At 60.0% G+C, this 22039-nt stretch carries 20 protein-coding genes; 13 read left to right on the top strand and 7 right to left on the bottom strand.

The window, feature by feature from the left end:
* Positions 1-58 precede the first annotated feature (58 nt).
* The 4 genes from HU773_RS20730 to flgA form a co-directional block, all read right to left on the bottom strand.
* Complete coding sequence (locus HU773_RS20730) at positions 59-808, bottom strand: flagellar brake protein (RefSeq protein ID WP_120733932.1); 750 nt, start codon at positions 806-808, stop codon at positions 59-61.
* A gap of 95 nt (positions 809-903) precedes the next feature.
* A complete protein-coding gene (locus tag HU773_RS20725; RefSeq protein WP_057439691.1) occupies positions 904-1371 on the bottom strand; it encodes a flagella synthesis protein FlgN in 468 nt (155 codons plus the stop codon).
* 48 nt (positions 1372-1419) lie between these two features.
* On the bottom strand, positions 1420-1737 hold the full coding sequence (gene flgM, locus HU773_RS20720; RefSeq protein ID WP_057960432.1) for a flagellar biosynthesis anti-sigma factor FlgM: 318 nt from the start codon (positions 1735-1737) through the stop codon (positions 1420-1422).
* Positions 1738-1879: 142 nt separating this feature from the next.
* Positions 1880-2644, bottom strand: coding sequence for a flagellar basal body P-ring formation chaperone FlgA (flgA, locus tag HU773_RS20715; protein ID WP_057960431.1), 765 nt, complete (start codon positions 2642-2644; stop codon positions 1880-1882).
* Positions 2645-2725: 81 nt separating this feature from the next.
* Between flgA and HU773_RS20710 the strand changes: the two genes are divergently transcribed.
* The 8 genes from HU773_RS20710 to HU773_RS20675 all read left to right on the top strand — a co-directional run bounded on the left by HU773_RS20710 (position 2726) and on the right by HU773_RS20675 (position 10123).
* Entirely contained in the window at positions 2726-3658 is a 933-nt protein-coding gene (locus tag HU773_RS20710; protein ID WP_057439688.1) for a chemotaxis protein CheV, read from the top strand.
* A 43-nt stretch (positions 3659-3701) separates the two neighbouring features.
* A complete protein-coding gene (gene cheR, locus HU773_RS20705) occupies positions 3702-4529 on the top strand; it encodes a protein-glutamate O-methyltransferase CheR (protein ID WP_057439687.1) in 828 nt (275 codons plus the stop codon).
* A gap of 214 nt (positions 4530-4743) precedes the next feature.
* A complete protein-coding gene (locus tag HU773_RS20700) occupies positions 4744-5649 on the top strand; it encodes a hypothetical protein (protein ID WP_128593708.1) in 906 nt (301 codons plus the stop codon).
* A 308-nt stretch (positions 5650-5957) separates the two neighbouring features.
* On the top strand, positions 5958-6365 hold the full coding sequence (gene flgB / locus HU773_RS20695) for a flagellar basal body rod protein FlgB (protein ID WP_057439685.1): 408 nt from the start codon (positions 5958-5960) through the stop codon (positions 6363-6365).
* A gap of 3 nt (positions 6366-6368) precedes the next feature.
* Positions 6369-6812 (top strand): flagellar basal body rod protein FlgC, encoded by a 444-nt coding sequence (gene flgC / locus HU773_RS20690; RefSeq protein ID WP_029294486.1) that lies wholly within the window; start codon positions 6369-6371, stop codon positions 6810-6812.
* A gap of 16 nt (positions 6813-6828) precedes the next feature.
* Positions 6829-7560, top strand: a complete 732-nt coding sequence (gene flgD, locus HU773_RS20685) for a flagellar hook assembly protein FlgD (protein ID WP_057960429.1) — start codon at positions 6829-6831, stop codon at positions 7558-7560.
* A gap of 31 nt (positions 7561-7591) precedes the next feature.
* Positions 7592-8911: a flagellar hook protein FlgE gene (flgE, locus tag HU773_RS20680; RefSeq protein ID WP_057960428.1), complete on the top strand. Its 1320-nt coding sequence runs from the start codon at positions 7592-7594 to the stop codon at positions 8909-8911.
* Between the two features lie 216 nt (positions 8912-9127).
* Positions 9128-10123 carry a F0F1 ATP synthase subunit delta gene (locus HU773_RS20675; protein WP_225923815.1) on the top strand — a complete coding sequence of 332 codons (996 nt, stop codon included), beginning with the start codon at positions 9128-9130 and terminating at the stop codon, positions 10121-10123.
* Between the two features lie 101 nt (positions 10124-10224).
* On the opposite strand, the gene HU773_RS20670 is transcribed toward HU773_RS20675, so the two are convergent.
* The gene (locus HU773_RS20670) at positions 10225-13116 is read right to left on the bottom strand and encodes a ribonucleoside-diphosphate reductase subunit alpha (RefSeq protein ID WP_057960426.1); all 2892 of its coding nucleotides are present in this window, start codon (positions 13114-13116) and stop codon (positions 10225-10227) included.
* Positions 13117-13903: 787 nt separating this feature from the next.
* Between HU773_RS20670 and HU773_RS20665 the strand changes: the two genes are divergently transcribed.
* Complete coding sequence (locus HU773_RS20665; protein ID WP_057960425.1) at positions 13904-14629, top strand: response regulator; 726 nt, start codon at positions 13904-13906, stop codon at positions 14627-14629.
* Positions 14626-16236 carry an ATP-binding protein gene (locus HU773_RS20660; protein ID WP_057960424.1) on the top strand — a complete coding sequence of 537 codons (1611 nt, stop codon included), beginning with the start codon at positions 14626-14628 and terminating at the stop codon, positions 16234-16236. Before HU773_RS20665 ends, HU773_RS20660 begins: the two co-directional genes overlap by 4 nt.
* An 18-nt stretch (positions 16237-16254) precedes the next feature.
* Here HU773_RS20660 and HU773_RS20655 read toward each other — a convergent pair whose 3' ends face one another.
* The gene (locus tag HU773_RS20655) at positions 16255-16971 is read right to left on the bottom strand and encodes a 4'-phosphopantetheinyl transferase family protein (protein ID WP_057439681.1); all 717 of its coding nucleotides are present in this window, start codon (positions 16969-16971) and stop codon (positions 16255-16257) included.
* Between the two features lie 148 nt (positions 16972-17119).
* On the opposite strand from HU773_RS20655, the gene HU773_RS20650 reads away from it, so the two are divergent.
* Both HU773_RS20650 and HU773_RS20645 read left to right on the top strand, forming a co-directional pair.
* Positions 17120-17797: a response regulator transcription factor gene (locus tag HU773_RS20650; protein WP_057960423.1), complete on the top strand. Its 678-nt coding sequence runs from the start codon at positions 17120-17122 to the stop codon at positions 17795-17797.
* Positions 17794-19140: an ATP-binding protein gene (locus HU773_RS20645; protein ID WP_057960422.1), complete on the top strand. Its 1347-nt coding sequence runs from the start codon at positions 17794-17796 to the stop codon at positions 19138-19140. Before HU773_RS20650 ends, HU773_RS20645 begins: the two co-directional genes overlap by 4 nt.
* A 118-nt stretch (positions 19141-19258) precedes the next feature.
* Here the strand turns inward: HU773_RS20645 and HU773_RS20640 are convergent, their stop codons facing one another.
* On the bottom strand, positions 19259-20257 hold the full coding sequence (locus HU773_RS20640) for an AraC family transcriptional regulator (protein ID WP_057960421.1): 999 nt from the start codon (positions 20255-20257) through the stop codon (positions 19259-19261).
* 334 nt (positions 20258-20591) lie between these two features.
* Between HU773_RS20640 and HU773_RS20635 the strand changes: the two genes are divergently transcribed.
* On the top strand, positions 20592-21923 hold the full coding sequence (locus tag HU773_RS20635; RefSeq protein ID WP_057439678.1) for a dicarboxylate/amino acid:cation symporter: 1332 nt from the start codon (positions 20592-20594) through the stop codon (positions 21921-21923).
* The last annotated feature ends 116 nt before the right edge of the window (positions 21924-22039 follow it).

The raw sequence follows: 22039 nt of genomic DNA, 5'->3' as shown, positions 1-22039 counted from the left end.
CGAAAAACGGGCAGTTCCCCAAGGAGCTGCCCGTTTTTTTGTGCCTGTGGTTCGGCGCTTACATATCGTCGTCTTTATCGAACCGGCGCGCCTCGCGCTGCAGTTGGTAAACAAAACGCTCAACCTGACGCTGCACCAGGCCGCTCATGTTGTGGAAGCGCACACCGGCAAAGGTGGTGTTGATCCTTTCTTCAAAGTGCAGGTAACGCAACTCCACCGCCGTGGTCATGCTGCCGAAGGGCAGGGCGGCGATAAAGCGGTCGTAGACCTGGCCCAATTGCAGGCGCTCGGAGATATCACCTTCAAAGCGCAGCTTGCAGCCGGTGGCGGAGATGTCCAGCAACTTGCCGCTGAGAGGCGCCTTGAGTTTCTCGCCGCCCAATTCGATATTCACCAGTTGCGCCAGTTTCAATGCCGCACGAAAGGCATTGCGGCGCTGATGGTAGACCACTTCTTCAGGCAGGCTGCCCTTGTAGATGCGGTGGCCGTCTTTTGTGCCGATGGTCAGGCTGCCATTGCTGTCCCAGGCCACGCGCACGCCTTCGTGGAAACCTTCGATGCGAAATGCTTCGCCATTTTCCAGATAGCGCTCACCTTCGGGCGGGATCATTTCGTCCAGGCTCAGGGTCTTGCTGTCCTTGTCGACATCCACCAGGTAGCTCTGGAAGCGCTGGTTGCGTTCGTGGAAGGTGATGATCAGCGGGTCGTGGCTCTCTTGCAGCAGCCGCAGGGTGCCGGCAATTTCCAGAGGGGTGGTGAGGACCTTGGGTGGCTGCGGAGCATCTTCCGCGTTGAGGGTGTTGAACACGGTTCTTCCATCTCCAGACAAAATACGACTACACGCAAGAACCGGCATTTTGCCAGTATGTGGCGCGCCTTGATAGGCCGCGCGATAAACCGGCGTCAGGCTTGGCTGAGGGTGCTGGGCTTGACCAGCCGTGAGGTGGAGCCCTGGGCGTTATACAGTGCTGGAGGTTCGCCACCGTGGAGGATGCGCAACTGGTTGGCGGTGGTGGCTTGCTGCAGTTGGATCGACTGGCCATTGAGCACATTGGCCTCCTGGCAACTGATCAACAACTGATTGAGCGCTGCGCTCTGAGCCAGCAACTGGTCACCGACCGATGAATGGCTGGCGAGCTGTTCCAGGCCGCTGTGATCAGCGGGCAGGCCCAGGCTGAGCAGGATCTGGCTGCGTTTCTGGCCGTGTTGTTCAAGCAGGATGATCAGCGATTGCTTGCGTGCCAGGATGTCTTCCAGCACGCGCATGTCGCGGCCGCACAGGGCCACGAATTCGTCTTGAAGCAGCTCCAGCAACTGTTGCGCCGGAGCCAGGTCTTCATTGATCAGTTGCAGCAGATTTTCGTCGTGCATGGCTGGCCTTGGGGTTTAAGCGTCCAAAAGCCTGGCGCAGGCCTTGGCCTAGCGCTCGGCTTTGATGATTTTGCCGGCTAAACGGTCGTTGTCGATCTGATAGCTGCCATCGGCAATTGCCTGCTTCAATTCGGCCACACGGGCTTTATTGACCACCGGCTGATCGCGCAGCGAGTCTGTGATCTTCTGCAACTGTTGAGCCTCGTTGCTCAAATGCACCGATTCGCCACTTTGGGTCGAAGCGGTCTGTTCTGCCTTGGCAGGCAGTGCCGGGGCCTTGGCTTCAACGCTGTCCTTGGCCGCGTTGGTACGCGTGCCGCCGGGCGTTGCCTGGGCGCTGTTCAATCGGCTGAAATCAATGACCATGTTAAAAAAACCTCTGGGTAATTGGACGCTTGCCATGTTTTCGGCCATACCCGGACAAACTTTAGGCGCGATCGACAATAAACCTGTGCACCGCCAGATCATGCGCACAGTGTAGGAAAAGCCAGCGTCCCACGCCAGTGATCTATAGCGCCACCTCCACTTGGCCAGGGGCTGTTACCCGAGCCTTGATCACACGTTTGGAGTTGAGGTTCTTCACGCGAATCTGCTCGCTCATCCCGCCACTGGCCAGGGCTTCCCCCGGCATTTTCACGTTCAGCCCCCCGCTGCTGGCGGATATCACCACATGGTCGCCCTTGCGCACCACTTCTGCCTGTTCCAGGTGAACCAGGGTGATGACCTGGTCGGTGACCATTGGTCGGGTCAGTTTTTGCCCGACGGCCTGGTCCACGGAGGTGAGGTAACCCTGTCTGATCTGGCTGATGTCCCGTTCGCGCAGGGCCACGTCTTCAAAACCGATGATGCCGGTGCGCTTGAGCGGGCGGGTGACGGTCACCACGTCACGATACAGGCGGACCTGGGCCGGCACGAACACGGTCCAGGGCGAACTGCCGTCGCAGCGCACGCGCACGGTCACGCGGCCAATGGGCTGGGCGGGGCTTTCCAGGGAGCCTGTCAATTCCTTGTCACACATGGGCATGCGCAAACGCGGGTCCAACTGGTTGACCTGGATTTCATAACGGCCCGGTGTCTGTGTGGTTGCCAGATAATCTTCTACAGTGAACTCAAGAAAGCCTTGAGTGACGCCGATAAGTAGATCAGGCAAGGTGACGTTGTCGGCACGGGCTGCAAGGCCGGTACCCAAGGCAAACAACGCCGTCCAGGCGCAGAGCAATCTGCGGTACTGTGGCGAGCGAAGGCGTCGGGAAACTGTCGTTTTGATGTCCATGGCCAATAAATAGCAAAGCGCGTGCCGTTTTGTGTTGGGTACGCGTCGTACCCGTAAGTTTTGTAGCGTAGGAGTCTGGGCATGGCGGGTGTAATGGATTCAGTGAACCAGCGCACACAGCTGGTAGGGCAGAATCGCCTGGAGTTGTTGCTGTTTCGTCTCGATGGCAAGCAGCTCTATGGCATTAACGTCTTTAAAGTGCGGGAGGTGCTGCAATGTCCCAAGCTCACCATAATGCCCAAGTCCAACCCGGTGGTGTGTGGCGTGGCCAACATCCGGGGTGCGACGATTCCTATTCTTGACCTGGCGATGGCCACCGGCTCTTCCGGCTTGCAGGATCGTGAGAGCCCGTTTGTGATCATCACCGAGTACAACACCAAGACCCAGGGTTTCCTGGTGCGCTCGGTGGAGCGCATCGTCAACATGAACTGGGAAGAGATCCATCCACCACCCAAGGGCACCGGGCGCGATCACTACCTCACGGCAGTGACGCGGGTCGATAACCAGTTGGTGGAAATCATCGACGTCGAGAAGATCCTCGCGGAAGTGGCACCCACGTCGGAGCAGATTTCGGTGGGGGTCGTGGATGAGCAGACCCAGCAAAAGGCCGTGTCCCTGCGGGTGTTGACGGTGGATGACTCCTCGGTGGCGCGCAAGCAGGTGTCCCGTTGCCTGCAGACCGTGGGTGTCGAAGTGGTGGCGCTCAATGATGGCCGCCAGGCGCTGGATTATCTGCGTAAGCTGGTGGACGAAGGCAAGAAGCCGGAAGAAGAATTCCTGATGATGATTTCCGACATCGAGATGCCGGAAATGGACGGCTACACCCTCACGGCCGAGATACGCAACGACCCACGCATGCAAAAATTGCATATCATCCTGCATACTTCATTGTCCGGTGTATTCAATCAGGCGATGGTCAAGAAGGTCGGTGCCGATGACTTCCTGGCCAAATTCCGTCCTGATGACCTGGCATCCCGGGTAGTCGACCGGATCAAATCTGCAGATCACGGCTAGGGGCTTTCTCCCTGGCGGTCACACGAGTTAAGAGGCGGTTTCATTGTCTACGGGTAATTTGGATTTCGAACAGTTCCGGGTATTCCTGGAAAAAGCCTGTGGCATATTGCTTGGTGAAAACAAGCAATACCTGGTATCAAGCCGTCTCAACAAATTGATGGAGCAGCAGGGCATCAAGTCCCTGGGCGAGCTGGTGCAGCGCATCCAGGGCCAACCGCGCAGCGGGCTCAAGGAGATGGTGGTCGATGCCATGACCACTAACGAAACCTTATGGTTTCGCGATACTTATCCCTTCGAGGTGCTCAAGAACAAGGTATTGCCCGAGGCGATCAAGGCCAGCCCTGGCCAGCGCCTGCGCATCTGGTCGGCGGCGTGTTCGTCGGGGCAGGAACCGTATTCGCTGTCGATGTCCATCGACGAGTTCGAGCGGACCAACATGGGCCAGTTGAAGGCAGGGGTGCAAATTGTCGCCACTGACTTGTCCGGCACCATGCTGACCAACTGCAAGACGGGCGAATACGACAGCCTGGCCCTGGGCCGCGGTCTGTCGCCGGAGCGCCTGCAGCGTTATTTCGACCCCAAGGGGGCCGGGCGCTGGGCGGTCAAGGCGCCGATCAAGAGCCGGGTGGAGTTCCGCTCGTTCAACCTGCTGGACAGCTACGCCAGCCTGGGCAAGTTCGACATCGTGTTTTGCCGCAACGTCTTGATCTACTTCTCGGCTGAAGTGAAGAAGGACATCCTGTTGCGCATCCATGGCACGCTCAAGCGTGGAGGCTATCTGTTTCTCGGTGCTTCCGAGGCGCTCAATGGCTTGCCGGATCATTACCAGATGGTGCAGTGCAGCCCCGGTATTATCTACCAGGCCAAGTGATGGTTTGAGCCCGTTCTTCAGGACGCGGCAAGCCGTGCAAACAAGGGAGACCCGCAAGGGTCTCCCTTTTTTGCGCGCGGGATGTTCCCCCTTCTGGAACTTATGTTTCTCAGCTCGCCACGGATGGGTGGGCAAGTTCCGTTCGTTCAAAACGTAAGCCGTGTTGACGAGGGCGCGAAGTCTTTATCGCCACGTTCACCGGAAGGAGGAGGGTATGGGAAACATTTCGACAGAGCATCGTCCGGGAGGTGCACGTTTTGCGTTCGATCCGGTTATTGAATCGCGGCGTGTGCAGGATCCCCCCGCAGGGGCGGCAAGGGGGTGGGCAGGTTCCAGCCCTATGCCTGGCACTCAGGCGTCCGGGGCGCCGAGCATCAGCTTTTCCCCGGTCAATAGTGGGGTTTCGAGACAGGCTTTTAGCTACGACTCTTTTGCCTCCAGTGACTCTCTACCGACAAACGATTTCTCTTCTTTTGGAGGGGGCGATTCAGTCCGTGCCGGACTCAAGGCCGGGAAAGATACCGGGGATGTTTTTGCAGGGTTTTTTCAAGGGCGAAATGGTAACTGCGCCACGGTTTCAGCCATCAAGGCAATGATGGAGCGCTATGGCAAGAAGGAGACCGACCTCTTCAAGGATGTGAAGGAAACCCAGAATGGCTACCACATCACGTTGAAGGACGGGAGTGAGGTGAATTTGACTCGCCAGGAGATGGAGGCGGCAGAGCGTCATGCCGGCTTTAAAGGTAATGATCCTGTGATGAAAAAGACCGCAGTCCTGGCCTATGCGACCAGTGCCAAGAAAGCACAGGAAGCCAACCATGAAAATTCGAAATATGACTTTTCCAAGGCCCTGGACTCCCTTGGCAATGGTGAGCACACCAAGGACGCCTTTATCCGGCTGGGCATGAAGGATCATATTCGGCAGGGAACCGTAAGTGATCTGCAGAATGGCCGGCTGGGCATCATAGAGAAGGACGTCGCGGGGCCCGGTACGGCCCATTCGATGGTGGTGGTTGGAGGGGTAGAGGATCACTGGGGGAGCAAGGGCGGCAGGGTCCAGAGGGGAACCATGACCGGAAACGGCGTCGTATTTAAGGAAAACGTAATCCTTTTGACTTGATGGCGCCTTTAAGGCGCGTGATGCCGATAGTGGAAACCTTGCAAGAAAAGACCTTTGGTTGCTCATCGTCAACCAAAGGTCCCGGCCGGCCATCGCTGGCGGCAACGCCATCGATTATCTCCCCGGCATAAAACGGCAACACCCATTGCCGCTTTCCTGACGTTTCGCGGTCAAGCGTTGCCGCTTTTCCGGCATTGCCACCGGCAATATCTCCCTAAGCCCTTGATTTATGGGCTCTGAAAAACCTGGCATGGCGCTTGCTATAACCCTGTTACAGAAAAGCAGGTCAGCCCCTAAAGGTTTCCGCCATGAGCATCAGCTTCGATAAAGCGCTCGGTATCCATGAACAGGCCCTGGGCTTCCGCGCCCAGCGTGCCGAAGTCCTGGCTAACAACATCGCCAACGCCGATACCCCGAACTACAAGGCTCGGGACCTGGACTTTGCCGCCGTGCTCGCCGCACAGAGCGACAAGACCAAGAACGGCTCCTTCGCCTTGAACATGACCAATAACCGTCATATCGAAGCGCAGGGCCTGAGCAGTGGCGATGAGTCGCTGATGTATCGCACGCCGATGCAGCCGTCGATCGACCAGAACACGGTCGACGCGCAGCTGGAACAATCGAACTACGCCGAGAACTCGGTGAACTTCCAGGCCAGCTTCACCCTGCTCAACAGCAAATTCAAAGGGCTGATGTCAGCCCTGCGCGGAGAATAAGCCATGTCTCTATCCAGTGTTTTCAATATTGCCGGTAGTGGCATGAGCGCCCAGACCACGCGTCTGAACACGGTCGCCAGTAACATTGCCAACGCCGAAACGGTGTCGTCGAGCATCGACCAGACCTATCGCGCCCGGCACCCAGTGTTCGCCACCATGTTCCAGGCCGGTCAGAACGGCGGCAGCGACTCGTTGTTCCAGAGCCAGGATGCTGCCGGCCAGGGCGTGCAGGTGCTGGGTGTGGTCGAAGACCAGAGCAACCTCGACGCCCGCTACGAACCCAATCATCCCGCTGCGAACGAAAAGGGCTACGTGTACTACCCCAACGTCAACGTGGTCGAGGAAATGGCTGACATGATTTCCGCCAGTCGCTCGTTCCAGACCAACGCGGAAATGATGAACACCGCCAAAGCCATGATGCAGAAGGTCCTGACCCTCGGTCAGTGATAAGGGGCGCTAAAGCATGTCCGTCACTAACGATGTGTCGAGTAACTCGACGGTCCAGAGTCTGTTCGACTCCAAGGTCAAGGATGCCAAGTCCACTCAGGGCAACCTGGCCGATACGGCCAAGGCGGCCTCGGGCAACCAGTCCCTGGGCAAGGATGCATTCCTGCAACTGCTGGTCACCCAGCTGAAGAACCAGAACCCGCTGTCGCCCCAGGACAACGGCGCGTTCGTGGCCCAACTGGCGCAGTTCAGCAGCCTGGAAGGCATCAACACCTTGAACGACTCGGTGAACACCATCACCGGCAACTATAAGTCGTCGCAAGCGCTGCAAGCGTCTTCGCTGGTAGGGCGCTCGGTGATTATTGAAACCGACAAGGCCCTGGTTGATACCAGCAAGAGCTTTACCGGCTCGGTTGCCGTGGGGGCGTCGGTGGGCAGTGTCACCGTCAAGGTCACCGACAAGGACGGCAAGCTGGTCAAGACCATCGAGCTGGGCGCCCAGAGCGCCGGCAAGTCGGACTTTATCTGGGACGGTAAAAACGAAGCGGGCGAGCAGCTTGATTCTGGCACCTACACCTTCGCAGCCAGCACCAAGAATGACGCCGGTGATTCGGTCTCCCTGAAAACCTCGCTGCCGGCCACGGTCACCAGCGTGACCTTGAGCCAGACCGGCGGCGAAATGCTGCTCAATCTTTCTGGCGGCATGGGCAGCATCAAGCTGTCGCAAATTCAGACTATCGGTACATAGAGCCGGCTAAATACGGCAAGAGGAGAGAAACATGTCTTTTAATATCGGCCTTAGCGGCCTCTATGCGGCCAACAAACAACTGGATGTGACCGGCAATAACATCGCCAACGTCGCGACCACCGGTTTCAAGTCGTCCCGCGCAGAATTCGGCGACATTTATGCCGCGTCCCGCCTGGGCACCGGCAATAAAACCATTGGCACCGGCGTGAACCTGGCGGCCGTTTCCCAGCAGTTCACCCAGGGTGAAGTCAACGGCAGCGGCGGCGTGCTGGACATGGGTATCCAGGGCGGCGGCTTCTTCGTGCAGAAGGGCAGCGACGGTTCGCTGGAATACACCCGTAATGGCTCGTTCCAGGCGAACAAGGACGGCTACATCACCAACAACACCGGCACCTCGCGCCTGCAGGGCTATGCTGCCGATGAAGATGGCAAGATTTCCAAGAGCGGCCTGACCGATCTGCGGATCAACCTGTCCAACCTGCCGCCTAAAGCGTCGACCAAGGTTGACTCCAGCAGCAACCTGAACTCCTCCAAACCGGTGATCGACCAGACGACCAACCCGTTTGACCCGACTGTAGCGAGCTCGTTTACCGAGCAGTACGGCACCACCTTGTATGACACTCAAGGCAACGCCCATGAGATGGTGCAGTACATGGTGAAAACCGGCTCCAATACCTGGAACTCCTACACCCTGATCGACGGACGTAACCCTGACGGTACGCCGCTCAAGGGAACCGGTGCGGTTGCTCCGGTGGCCTCCACGGTGACATTTGATACCTCAGGCACCTTGACGGGGATCATTACCCCGCCAAGCACCGTATCCAATACCACCCTGACCATCAGCGACTGGAAGCCGGGCGTCATGGAAAATGGCGTGTGGAACCCTGACAACGGGGCTGCTGCCAACCCGGGCGGTATCGCGATCAACATGTCCGACATCACTCAGTACAACTCGGCCAGCTACCGTAACCCGCCGATCACTGATGGCTATGCCACCGGCGAAATCACCGGGCTGAAAATCGACGGCAGCGGTGTGCTGTTCGCCACCTTCAGCAACCAGCAGAGCAAGGCCATCGGCCAGATCTCCCTGGCCAGCTTCAACAATGAGCAAGGCCTGCAGCCTGCCGGTGGCACCACCTGGAAAGAAACCTTTGCCTCGGGCCAGCCTGGCTACGATACACCGGAAGCCGGGACCCTGGGCTCGATCGTGGCCAACTCCCTGGAGAACTCCAACGTCAACCTGACCAATGAGCTGGTGGACCTGATCAAGGCCCAGAGCAACTACCAGGCGAACGCCAAGACGATCTCCACCCAGAGCACCATCATGCAGACCATCATTCAGATGACGTGATGCGCTAGCGCTCGACAAGAAGCCCCTCGGAAGAGGGGCTTTTTTGTGGGCGTTGGAAAATCCCCCGCGACGCGTCAGGTAACGCGGTGAAATCCTTAGGAAGGAACACGCCGCTTCTGCCTTGCCACTGATTGGTCCAGAGCCCTGCGGGCTCATCCATCAGGGGGGCTGAGAATGTGGAGTTCTGGGGTGTCTGCGCCAGGTGCTGGGCGCGCAATGTTTGTACCTGCAGCATCAAGCGTGCCATCGCCTGCCCAGTCCGTAAGCGCAGAGTCTACGGTCACGACGTCGCTGCGCCAGATGTTCGATGCTGAGCAAGGCGCCAGGACCCAGACGGTTCAGGATCTACGCGACAAGTTGAATGCGCTGCGCGAGAAGCTGGGTGACGAGAAATTCAAGGAAATTCTCAACAGTGAGATCAAAGACGCTGATGACAAGTTTCTTGAGTTTCTCAAGCGGTTGCTGGAGGAATGGTTTCCCGAGGATGTAGCACCGCCGACCCCGCCATCGCCAAGAGGTGGCGGCGGGGGTGGCGGCGGCGGTGGCGGTAGAGTGAGTCCGCGTGGGTTTGGCCCCACCGAGTCCATGAGCAATAAGCCGATTACCGAAGGCTCAAAGTATTACAACTACAAACCGGACAATAGTAACCCCGGGGAAAAGCCGAGCAATATCTGGAGCGGCTTCAGCCAGGGCGATGATGGCAACTGCATTACCGTTTCGGCGATAAAGGCCGCCATGATGCGGTACGGCCAGAAACCTACGGACATCTTCAAGGAGGTGAAGGAGACGGCCAACGGCTATGAAGTGACCATGCGCGATGGGGTCAAGGTGTCTTTTACCAAGGACGAATTGAAGCAGGCGGCCACACACGCTCGTTTCAAGGGTGACGACCCTCAGATGTTGACCGATGCCAACTTCCTGTATGCCGCAAGTGCCAAGCGCGCACAGATGGAAAACAACGACGGCACGGCCGGACGCAGTTTCACGGCTGCGATGGACAGCCTCAACGATGGTGAATACTCCCGCGAGGGGCTGGATCGTTTGGGCCTGAAGGGGCTTTACCGGCCGGCGACCGATGCCGACTTGAGAAACAGCAAGGTGGGAACCGTGGAATACAACGGCCACTCAATGGCCGTGATTGATGGCCGCATCGAGTTGTGGGGGCGGCGAGGCGGTGTACCTCAGTCGGGCCTGGCGACTGTGTTGATCTAGCCTGGGCCGGGTTTTTTGCCAGGCAAAAAAAGCCCCCGATACACCACTGGGCATATCGAGGGCTTTTCAGCCTAGGGATTTAAACCCAGGGCAGGCTCAGCTTATTGGCAAGCTTCGCAATCCGGCTCGTCAATCGCGCAGGCCTTTGGCACTGGTGCCGGGCCGGCTGGAGCAGCGAGTACCGAATCGTCACCGTGGTTGCCGCTGGATACAGCGTTCAGCTTGCCGGTGTTGATGGTCGACTTCTCGGTGCTGGTCGCGGCCAGGGCACGGAGGTAGTAAGTGGTTTTCAGGCCACGGTACCAAGCCATGCGGTAGGTCACGTCGAGTTTCTTGCCCGAAGCGCCGGCGATGTACAGGTTCAGGGACTGGGCCTGGTCGATCCACTTCTGACGACGGCTGGCGGCGTCAACGATCCACTTGGTGTCCACTTCGAAGGCGGTCGCGTAGAGCTCTTTGAGTTCTTGCGGGATGCGCTCGATCTGCTGCACGGAACCGTCGTAGTACTTCAGGTCGTTGATCATTACCGAGTCCCACAGGTCGCGGGCTTTCAGGTCGCGGACGAGGTACGGGTTGATCACGGTGAATTCGCCCGACAGGTTCGATTTCACATACAGGTTCTGGTAGGTCGGTTCGATCGACTGCGATACGCCGGTGATGTTGGCGATGGTCGCGGTCGGTGCGATGGCCATGATGTTGGAGTTACGAATGCCTTTCTGCACACGGGCACGTACCGGTGCCCAGTCCAGGGATTCGTTCAGGTCAACGTCGATGTACTTCTGGCCACGCTGCTCGATCAGGATCTGTTGCGAGTCCAGCGGCAGGATGCCCTTGGACCACAGCGAACCCTGGAACGTCTCGTAGGCGCCGCGCTCGTCGGCCAGGTCGCAGGAAGCCTGGATCGCGTAGTAGCTGACCGCTTCCATGGACTTGTCGGCGAACTCGACCGCAGCATCCGAACCGTAAGGAATGTGCTGCAGGTACAAAGCGTCCTGGAAGCCCATGATCCCCAGGCCGACCGGACGATGCTTGAAGTTGGAGTTCTGCGCCTGTGGCACCGAGTAGTAGTTGATGTCGATCACGTTATCGAGCATGCGTACGGCGGTGTTGACGGTGCGTTCCAGCTTGGCGGTGTCCAGCTTGCCGTTGACGATGTGGTTCGGCAGGTTGATCGAGCCCAGGTTGCAGACGGCGATCTCGTCCTTGTTGGTGTTCAGGGTGATCTCGGTGCACAGGTTCGAGCTGTGGACCACGCCCACGTGCTGCTGCGGGCTGCGCAGGTTGCACGGGTCTTTGAAGGTCAACCATGGGTGGCCGGTTTCGAACAGCATCGACAGCATCTTGCGCCACAGATCTTTGGCCTGGATGGTCTTGAACAGCTTGATCTTGCCTGGGTACTGGGACAGGGCTTCGTAGTACTCGTAACGCTCTTCGAAGGCCTTGCCGGTCAGGTCGTGCAGGTCCGGCACTTCGGATGGCGAGAACAGGGTCCACGGGCCGTCATCGAAGACGCGCTTCATGAACAGGTCAGGGATCCAGTTGGCGGTGTTCATGTCGTGGGTACGACGACGATCATCACCGGTGTTCTTGCGCAGCTCGATGAACTCTTCAATGTCCATGTGCCAGGTTTCCAGGTAGGCACATACCGCGCCTTTGCGCTTGCCACCCTGGTTCACTGCGACGGCGGTGTCGTTCACTACCTTGAGGAACGGCACGACGCCCTGGGACTTGCCGTTGGTGCCCTTGATGTACGAACCCAGTGCACGCACCGGCGTCCAGTCGTTGCCCAGGCCGCCAGCGAATTTGGACAGCATGGCGTTATCGTGGATCGCGTGGTAGATGCCCGACAGGTCATCCGGCACGGTGGTCAGGTAGCAGCTCGACAGCTGTGGACGCAGGGTACCGGCGTTGAACAGGGTCGGGGTCGACGACATGTAGTCGAAGGACGACAACAGGTTGTAGAACTCGATGGCACGGTCTTCTTTGTTCTTCTCTTCGATCGCCAGGCCCATGGCCACGCGCATGAAGAACACTTGCGGCAGTTCGAAGCGGATCCCGTCCTTGTGGATGAAGTAACGGTCGTACAGGGTTTGCAGGCCCAGGTAGGTGAACTGCTGGTCACGCTCGTGGTTGATCGCCTTGCCGAGTTTTTCCAGGTCGAAGGTGGCCAGGATCGGGTTGAGCAATTCGAACTCGATACCCTTGGCGATGTAGGCAGGCAGGGCCTTGGCGTACAGGTCGGCCATTTCGTGGTGGGTCGCGCTCTCGGCGACTTTCAGGAAGCCCAGGCCTTCGGCACGCAGGGTGTCCATCAGCAGGCGGGCGGTGACGAACGAGTAGTTCGGCTCACGCTCGACCAGGGTACGGGCGGTCATCACCAGGGCGGTGTTGACGTCGGTCAGGGCCACGCCGTCGTACAGGTTCTTCAGGGTTTCACGCTGGATCAGGTCGCCGTCGACTTCTTCCAGGCCTTCGCAGGCTTCGGTGATGATGGTGTTCAGGCGGCCCAGGTCCAGCGGCGCGAACGAACCATCAGCCAGGGTGATGCGGATCGACGGGTGAGCTTGCACGGCTTCGGCGGACGGCGCGTGTACGGCACGCTCCTTGGCGCGCGAATCACGGTAGATCACGTAGTCGCGGGCCACTTTCTGCTCGCCGGCACGCATCAGGGCCAGTTCGACCTGGTCCTGGATTTCTTCGATGTGGATGGTGCCGCCCGAGGGCATGCGACGCTTGAAGGTCGCGGTAACTTGTTCGGTCAGGCGGGCAACGGTGTCGTGGATACGCGACGAAGCGGCAGCGGTGCCGCCTTCAACTGCAAGAAACGCTTTGGTGATGGCGACGGTGATTTTGTCATCGGTATAAGGAACGACAGTGCCGTTACGCTTGATCACGCGCAATTGGCCGGGCGCGGTGGCGGACAGATCCATATTCGAATCAGCGGCCTGCGGCACGGAGCCTTGCGGGTTCTCGCGAGTTGTGTCGGTTTGCATGGGGGGGTGTCTCCACATTCTATATTTATTTGGGCACCATCACGGTGCCCACCGTTCCGTCCTGAAGCACTTACAACAGGCCTTGGCCTGGCATAACAACCTCGGGGCAGGAGGAAGGGAGCTGTTCGCGCCGCTTCCATGCCGAAGTCTTCGGTTCCGAGCCTTAAGCTCTTTGCCGTATTCCTGAGTGGGTGTTGCTTGTATTGCAACACCCGTACCGCTTTCTCCCATTCGGGGTTGGAAAACAGCAGCCATCCGCGTGCGCGGTTTGGGCTTTCGAAAAAGGTTTAAGTTCCACCAAACAGGAGCAAGAAAGGGCTTGAGTTTCTTGTCTGATTTGTGTTTGGTCTTTTCGCTTGAAACCCTACATGTAGGGTTTTTTTAGCGACGAGGTACAAGATAATGCGTTTTGGAAGGCTTAGCAACGCACTACCTGTGGATAACGCTGTGGGTAAAATGTGTATGAAAGGTGGAACCGCCGTGTAGGCCGCAGTACTGCTGCATCGCACCGTTTGTCACCGAATATGCCAAGCCGAGAACACCCGCTTGGATTTTTGCGGGCGCGAACCCTATCACAAAAAAAGGCGATCACCGAATGCATTTCCTGGCTTGTGTTTGAGGGCGGGGCCATGGCTACAATCGGCCTTCATTCCTACACGATTATGCCCTTTGTGCATGACAAATTAGGTACGGCTGGCGAAGATCAAAATAGGGGGGCTGGCTTGCCCGCTGCCACATTTGAACCTGCGCAGTCCTGACAGATCGCTTATAAAAACGAGGACCACCCGTGGAGCAAGAAGCCTGGCAGGTATTGATTGTCGAGGATGACCAGCGTCTGGCTGAGTTGACCCGTGACTACCTGGAAAGCCACGGCCTGCGGGTCTCGATAGAGGGCGACGGGGCCCAGGCGGTGGCGCGGATCATTGCCGAGCAGCCGGACCTGGTGATCCTCGACCTGATGCTGCCCGGCGAAGACGGCCTGAGCATCTGCCGCAAGGTGCGCGAGCGCTACGACGGGGTGATCCTGATGCTTACCGCGCGAACCGACGACATGGACCAGGTCCTGGGCCTGGACATGGGCGCCGACGACTATGTGTGTAAGCCGGTGCGCCCGCGCCTGCTGTTGGCGCGGATCCAGGCCTTGCTGCGGCGCAGCGAAAGCCCCGAGCCCGCCGTCCCGGAAAAGCAGCGGCGCCTGCAGTTCGGCCCGCTGGTGGTGGACAACGCCCTGCGCGAAGCCTGGCTGCACGACGGCGGCATCGAACTGACCAGCGCCGAATTCGACCTGCTGTGGTTATTGGTGGCCAATGCCGGACGTATCCTGTCCCGCGAAGAAATCTTCACCGCCCTGCGCGGCATCGGCTACGACGGCCAGGACCGCTCCATTGACGTGCGCATCTCGCGGATCCGCCCGAAAATCGGCGACGACCCCATCCACCCGCGCCTGATCAAGACCATTCGCAGCAAAGGCTACCTGTTCGTCCCCGAAGCTGCTGCCGATATGCTGCCGTGAACTCGATCTTCCTGCGCATCTACGGCGGCATGTGCGCGGCGCTGATCCTGGTGGCGCTGCTCGGCGTCCTGGCCCTGCACCTGCTCAATGAGGTGCGCAGCGGCCAGTACCGCGAACGCCTGGCCCACGGCACCTTTGCCCTGATGGGCGACAACCTGCAACCGATGAGCAGTATCGAGCGCCAGCGCGCCCTGGCGGTGTGGGAGCGGTTGCTGGGGATTCCCTTGCAATTGCAGGCGGTAGCGGACGCCCGCCTGGACCTGAGCCAGCGCAATCGCCTGCAACGCGGCCAGGTCCTGGTGGAGCAGACCGGACCCCATGCGGCGCGGGTCTTGCGCCTGGTCAGTGAGAAAGAGGAACTGCTGCTCAGCGGCGAAGTGCAGCAGATCAGCGAGCAATTGGCCCGGGCCACCATTTATTTGCTGGCCGACGAACTGGTGCGGTTTCCGGTGGCCGAGCAGCCGCAACGCTTGGCTGACTTGAAAGAGGCCAAGGGCTTCGGCTTTGAAATGCACCTGCTGAAGCTGGATGAAGCCGATATGGACGAGGACCAGCGGCGTCGCGTGGCCGAAGGCGATACGGTGATGGCCCTGGGCAAGGGTGGCGACTCAATCCGCGTGTTTGCCGGCATGGTCGGCACGCCATGGGTTCTGGAAATCGGCCCGCTGTACCAAATGAACCCTTATCCGGCGCAATGGCTGGTGCTGATTGCCCTGATCGGCCTGACCCTGATCGGCCTGATCGTGTACTTGCTGGTGCGTCAACTGGAGCGCCGCCTGCGTGGCTTGGAGGCGGCAGCCACGCGCATCGCCAAAGGCAACCTGGAAGCCCGGGTGCCGGCGCGCGGGGCTGACTCGGTAGGGCGTCTGGCGGCGGCCTTCAATGGCATGGCCGAGCACTTGCAGCGCCTGCTGGCGATCCAGCGCGAACTGGTGCGCGCGGTGTCCCATGAGCTGCGTACGCCGGTGGCGCGCCTGCGTTTTGGCCTGGAGATGATCGGCGACGCCGCCACGCCCGAAGCCCGGCGTAAATATATGGAAGGCATGGACAGCGATATCCAGGACCTCGACGGCCTGGTGGATGAGATGCTGACCTATGCGCGCCTGGAGCAGGGCTCGCCGGCCCTGAGTTTCCAGCGGGTCGACCTGAGTGCCTTGCTCGATCAGGTGATCGAGGAACTGGCGCCGCTGCGGCCGGGGATCGAAGTGGCGCGGGGGGTGTGCCTGTCATCGGCCCATCTGGACGCTGCCTGGGTCGATGCCGAGCCGCGCTACCTGCACCGCGCCCTGCAAAACCTGGTGAGCAATGCCATGCGCCATGCCCAGTCGCGGGTGCTGATCAGCTACCAGGTGGGCCAGGTGCGATGCCGTATCGACGTCGAAGACGATGGCCCGGGAGTTCCGGAAAGTGCCTGGGAACGGATCTTTACCCCCTTCCTGCGCCTGGATGACAGCCGCACCCGCGCCTCGGGCGGGCATGGCCTGGGCTTGTCGATTGTGCGGCGGATTATCTACTGGCACGGCGGGCGGGCGTTGATCAGCAAGAGCAACAACCTGGGTGGCGCCTGCTTCAGCCTGAGTTGGCCTCGGGACCAGGACAAAACTTGAGCCTGCGGTAGCTATCTATCAGGCGCCGATAGCCACCAAACTCAACAACTGCCCCTCGTGCACCACAAACTGCGCCTCCAGCTCCTTGCCATAACACCACTCACTGGACAGGTCCGTCAGCAACCGCAGGCGCAGCGAGCCTGCCTCAGACCACTCCAGCACCTCGGCATGTTCAAAATAGAAGCGCTTCTGCACGATCGGGTAGAGCGCCTTGAACAGGCTCTCCTTGGCCGAAAACGTCAGCGTCACCCATTGCGCAATCTGCTCTCGTGGCCCGGCGGCCATGCGTTGCAGTTCATCCGGGGTGAGGATTTCCCCGGCCAGGCGCTCGGCCCGTTCAAGGGACAGCAGGTTTTCCAGGTCCATGCCCAGCCCGCGCCATTGCGACTTATGCCCGACGATGGCCGCGGCGTGCCCGGTGCTGTGGGTGATCGAACCGCTGATATGGCCGGGCCATACCGGGGCGCGGTCCTCGCCGATGGCGGGGATGCAGTCCAGGCCTTCGAGCTGTTGCAAGGCGGCGCGGGCACACAGTCTGCCGGCGAGAAACTCGGCCTGGCGCTTGGCCACCGAGCGCTGGATACTGGCCGGTGGCGGCACGGCGCAGCGCTGGAAGTCGCCGGCCTCAAGCAATTTAGGCTCGAAGCGGGTGCTCAGGAACACCGTGCCGGGCAACGTGTCGGGCAGCGGCCAATGGTCATCAAGTGGGGTGCAGCAGGCGGGTATCGGGTTCATGGCGGCTATTCTGCACGGGGCGGCACACACCTGGGTAGCCCGCCGGTTCAGACTGTGTTCAGTTCAATGGCCGTAAACTGCGCAAGCATACCTGCAGGGCCGCTATGATGTTTCCCTGCAGGACAGTGGATTGGCCTTGGAGAGTGTTATGAAATTGCTGGTTGTCGAAGATGAGGCGTTGTTGCGCCATCACCTGTTGACCCGTCTTGGCGACAGCGGCCACGTGGTCGAAGCCGTGGCTAACGCCGAAGAAGCGCTGTACCAGACCGGGCAATTCAATCATGACCTGGCGATCATCGACCTGGGCCTGCCAGGCATGGGCGGCCTGGACCTGATCCGTCAATTGCGGGCCCAGGCCAAGACCTTCCCGATCCTGATTCTCACGGCACGCGGCAACTGGCAGGACAAGGTCGAAGGCCTGGCCGCCGGGGCTGACGACTATGTGGTCAAGCCGTTCCAGTTCGAAGAGCTGGAAGCGCGGATGAACGCACTGCTGCGCCGCTCCAGCGGTTTTACCCAATCGACCATCGTCGCCGGCCCGTTGCTGCTGGACCTCAACCGCAAGCAGGCGTCCCTCGACGAGCAGCCCCTGGCGCTGACGGCCTATGAGTACCGGATCCTCGAATACCTGATGCGCCACCACCAACAAGTGGTGGCCAAGGATCGGTTGATGGAACAGCTCTATCCCGATGACGACGAGCGCGATCCGAATGTGATCGAAGTGCTGGTCGGTCGCCTGCGTCGCAAGCTCGAGGCCCCGGCCGGGTTCAAGCCCATCGACACCGTGCGCGGCCTGGGCTACCTGTTTAACGAGCGCTGCCGTTGATCCGTTCGCTCCGTGTGCGCCTGATGCTGGCGGCCACCACCCTGGCCGTGTTGTTCATGCTGGGGCTGTTGCCGGCGATGCAGGGCGCGTTCAGCCTGGCGTTGCAGGATTCCATCGAGCAGCGCCTGGCGTCGGATGTGACCACGCTGATTTCTGCCGCGCGGGTCGATAACAACCGCTTGCTGATGCCGGCACAGTTGCCCGATGAGCGCTTCAACCTGACCGACAGCCGCCTGCTGGGCTACATCTATGACCGCGAAGGCCATCTGGTCTGGCGTTCGCGGGCCACCAGGGAAAAAAACATCAACTACCGCCCACGCTACGACGGGCGCGGCAGCGAGTTTGCGAAGATTCGCGAGGCCAACGGCCAGGAATTCTTCGTGTACGACGTCGAGGTCAAGCTGCTGGGGGGCAAGAGCGCGGCGTTCAGTATCGTCGCCCTGCAACCGGTGCGCGAATACCAGGTGACCCTTGAGGGGCTACGGGAAAACCTCTACCTGGGCTTCGGCGCCGCCTTGCTGGTGTTGTTGAGCCTGTTGTGGATCGGCCTGACCTGGGGCTTGCAGGCCTTGCGCCGGCTCAGCCAGGAGCTGGATGAAATCGAAGGCGGCACCCGCGAAAGCCTCAGCGAGCAACACCCAAGGGAGCTGCTGCGCCTGACCGGTTCCCTCAACCGCCTGCTGCACAGCGAGCGCGAGCAGCGCACCCGTTACCGCGACTCCCTGGATGACCTGGCCCACAGCCTGAAAACCCCGCTGGCGGTATTGCAGGGCGTGAGTGAAGACATGGCCCAGCGCCCCCAGGACCTTGAGCAGGCGCGGGTGCTGCAGTCGCAGATCGAGCGCATGAGCCAGCAGATCAGCTACCAGTTACAGCGTGCCAGCCTGCGCAAAAGTGGCCTGGTGCGTCACCAGGTGCGCCTGCGCCCGGTGTTGCAGAGCCTGTGCGACACCCTGGACAAGGTCTACCGCGACAAGCGGGTGCGGGTGTCTTTTGCGTTGCCGGAGCAATGCGATGTGCCCATCGAGCAGGGCGCTTTGCTGGAATTGCTTGGCAACCTGCTGGAAAACGCCTACCGCCTGTGCCTGAGCGAGGTGCGCGTGACCCTGGATGAAAGTGCCGATGGCGTGCGCTTGTGCATCGAAGACGATGGCCCCGGCGTGCCACCCGACCAGCGCGCGCGGATCCTGCAGCGCGGCGAACGCCTGGATCGCCAGCATCCAGGGCAGGGGATCGGGTTGGCGGTGGTCAAGGACATTATTGAAAGCTATGGCGCGCGGTTGACCCTGGGGGACTCTCCTTTAGGGGGCGCGGCGTTCAGGATTCATTTTCCGGCGCTGTGACCTTTATTGATTCGCCGGCCCCATCGCAGGCAAGCCAGCTCCCACATTTAACTGTGTTCGCACATCAAAATGTAGGAGCTGGCTTGCCTGCGATGACGCCCGACCAAACACTGCATCTTCAACTCTCCTGCGCCCGATAAGCCCCCGGCGTCACCCCCGTCCACTTCTTGAACGCCCGATGAAACGCCGACGGCTCGGAAAACCCCAGTTGCTCGGCAATTTCCTGCAACGACAAATCCGCCCGCCCCAGATGAAAAATCGCAATATCGCGGCGCAATTCATCCTTGAGTGCCTGGAAACTGGTGCCTTCCTCCCGTAAATGCCGGCGCAGGGTCTGCGGGCTGATGTGCAGGTGCTGTGCCACGGCTTCCAGGTCTGGCCAGGGTGTGCGGTCGCGGCTTAGCAGGCGACGTAGCTGGCTGCTCAGGCTGTCGCCTTCGTCTGGCCGGGACAGCAGGTCGGCGGGGGAGCGTTCGAGGAAGTGTTTGAGGGTGCGTTCATCCTGCAACAGCGGCAGGTTCAGGTAGCGACTGGGGAACACCAGGCTGCTGCTGGCCGCGCTGAACACCAGCGGGCAAGGGAACAGCAGGTCGTATTCGCTGGCATGGGCCGGCATCGGGTAGCTGAAGGTCGCTTGCTCGAGGCGGATACGCTGGCCAATCAGCCAACTGCCGAGGCGATGCCAGATCACCAGCAGGGACTCGCTCAAAAAGTGATCCGGATCCCACAGGTGCGAGTCATCCAGGCTCAGGCGTGCCATGTCGCCTTCACGGCTCAACCGCCAGCGCGGCCCCTGGGGGAACAGGCTGTAGAACAACAATCCGCGCTCCAGCGCCTTCTCCAGGGTGCGGCAATGAATCAATGCGTGGCACATCATGGCGAAAGTCCCGCGCTTGCTCGGTCCATCGGCAAAGCCCAGGTACTCGTCATCCAGCGCCTGCCACAACCGCTGCAACAGCTGCGTGAATTGCTCTGGCGCGATGCGCGCACGGGGTTCTGCCAGCAGTTCCGGGGCAATCCCCAGCTGCTGCAACAGGCTCGAGTAATCGTAGCCGGCCCGGCGCGCGCCGCCCAGGGCAGCGCGGGCGTAATGACTGGCGATGGTGCGTTCGCGCATGCAGGGGCCTCGTCCATTGAGTGGCCGATGGTAGCCATCGCGCCAGGGGCGGACAAGGCGGATATCCGCCAAATTGTAGGACGAGATTGGAGTGATGGGCGGATATCCGCCACCTGACTCAACCAAGAATGCTGCCGATGCACAGCCGACAGGCCCATGGTTTGTGGGCTCCAGGGCTTTTGCGGAAAGTGGCACGCCGTTTGCGATAAGGAATACAGATCTGCCAGCCAGCAGCTCGCCAAAACAAATCCCTCCAGTGCAGGAGGGTTCGCAATTCAAGTGTCGTGGGCAATGGCGGATATTTGCCCCACGGGACTCTTGAGGAAACTTTGCAATGACGACTCGTCAGCCGTTCTACAAAACCCTGTATTTCCAGGTAATCGTTGCCATCGTTATCGGTATCCTGCTCGGTCACTTCTACCCGCAGACCGGTGTGGCCCTCAAGCCATTGGGTGACGGCTTTATCAAGCTGATCAAAATGGTCATCGCCCCGATCATCTTTTGTACCGTTGTCAGCGGCATCGCCGGCATGCAGAGCATGAAGTCGGTGGGCAAGACCGGCGGCTACGCGCTGCTGTACTTCGAAATCGTCTCCACCATCGCCCTGCTGATCGGCCTGGTGGTGGTCAACGTGGTGCAGCCAGGCGCTGGCATGCACATCGACGTTGCGACCCTGGACGCTTCGAAAGTCGCAGCCTACGTCACTGCCGGTAAAGACCAGAGCATCGTCGGCTTTATCCTCAACGTGATCCCCAACACCATCGTCGGCGCCTTCGCCAACGGCGATATTCTGCAAGTGCTGATGTTCTCGGTGATCTTCGGTTTCGCCCTGCATCGCCTGGGTGCCTACGGCAAGCCAGTGCTGGACTTCATTGATCGCTTCGCCCACGTGATGTTCAACATCATTAACATGATCATGAAGCTCGCGCCGATCGGTGCCCTGGGCGCCATGGCGTTCACCATCGGTGCCTACGGTGTTGGCTCGCTGGTGCAACTGGGCCAGTTGATGATCTGCTTCTACATCACCTGCATCCTGTTCGTGCTGGTAGTCCTGGGTGGCATCTGCCGCGCCCACGGCTTCAGCGTCCTGAAACTGGTGCGCTACATCCGTGAAGAGCTGCTGATCGTACTCGGGACTTCCTCCTCCGAGTCCGCACTGCCACGCATGCTGATCAAGATGGAACGCCTGGGTGCGAAGAAGTCGGTGGTGGGCCTGGTTATCCCGACTGGCTACTCCTTCAACCTCGACGGTACTTCGATCTACCTGACCATGGCTGCCGTGTTCATCGCCCAGGCGACTGACACCCACATGGACATCACCCACCAGATCACCCTGCTGCTGGTGCTGCTGCTGTCCTCCAAAGGCGCTGCTGGCGTGACCGGTAGTGGTTTCATCGTACTGGCCGCAACCCTGTCGGCGGTTGGCCACTTGCCGGTTGCCGGCCTGGCGCTGATCCTCGGTATCGACCGCTTCATGTCCGAAGCCCGTGCCCTGACCAACCTGGTCGGTAACGCCGTAGCGACCATCGTTGTGGCCAAGTGGGTCAAGGAACTGGACACCGACAAGCTGCAAAGCGAGCTGGCTTCCGGCGGTACCGGTATCTCCGAAACCCGCGAACTGGATGACCTGGGCGTGGCCGAAGGCCCGGCACCAGCGCTTAAGTAAACGCTGACGCAGTACTGAAAAACCCATCTTCGGATGGGTTTTTTTATGGGCGTACGAGCACAACGGTCACTGTCGATGATGCTTACGGTGATTGCCGCTGCCGCGCAAGATTGCCT

The sequence above is a fragment of the Pseudomonas shahriarae genome (assembly GCF_014268455.2).
Classification (GTDB): domain Bacteria; phylum Pseudomonadota; class Gammaproteobacteria; order Pseudomonadales; family Pseudomonadaceae; genus Aquipseudomonas; species Aquipseudomonas shahriarae.
The sequence above is the reverse complement of the archived record's forward strand: the minus strand, read 5'-3'. Positions and strand labels throughout refer to the sequence as shown.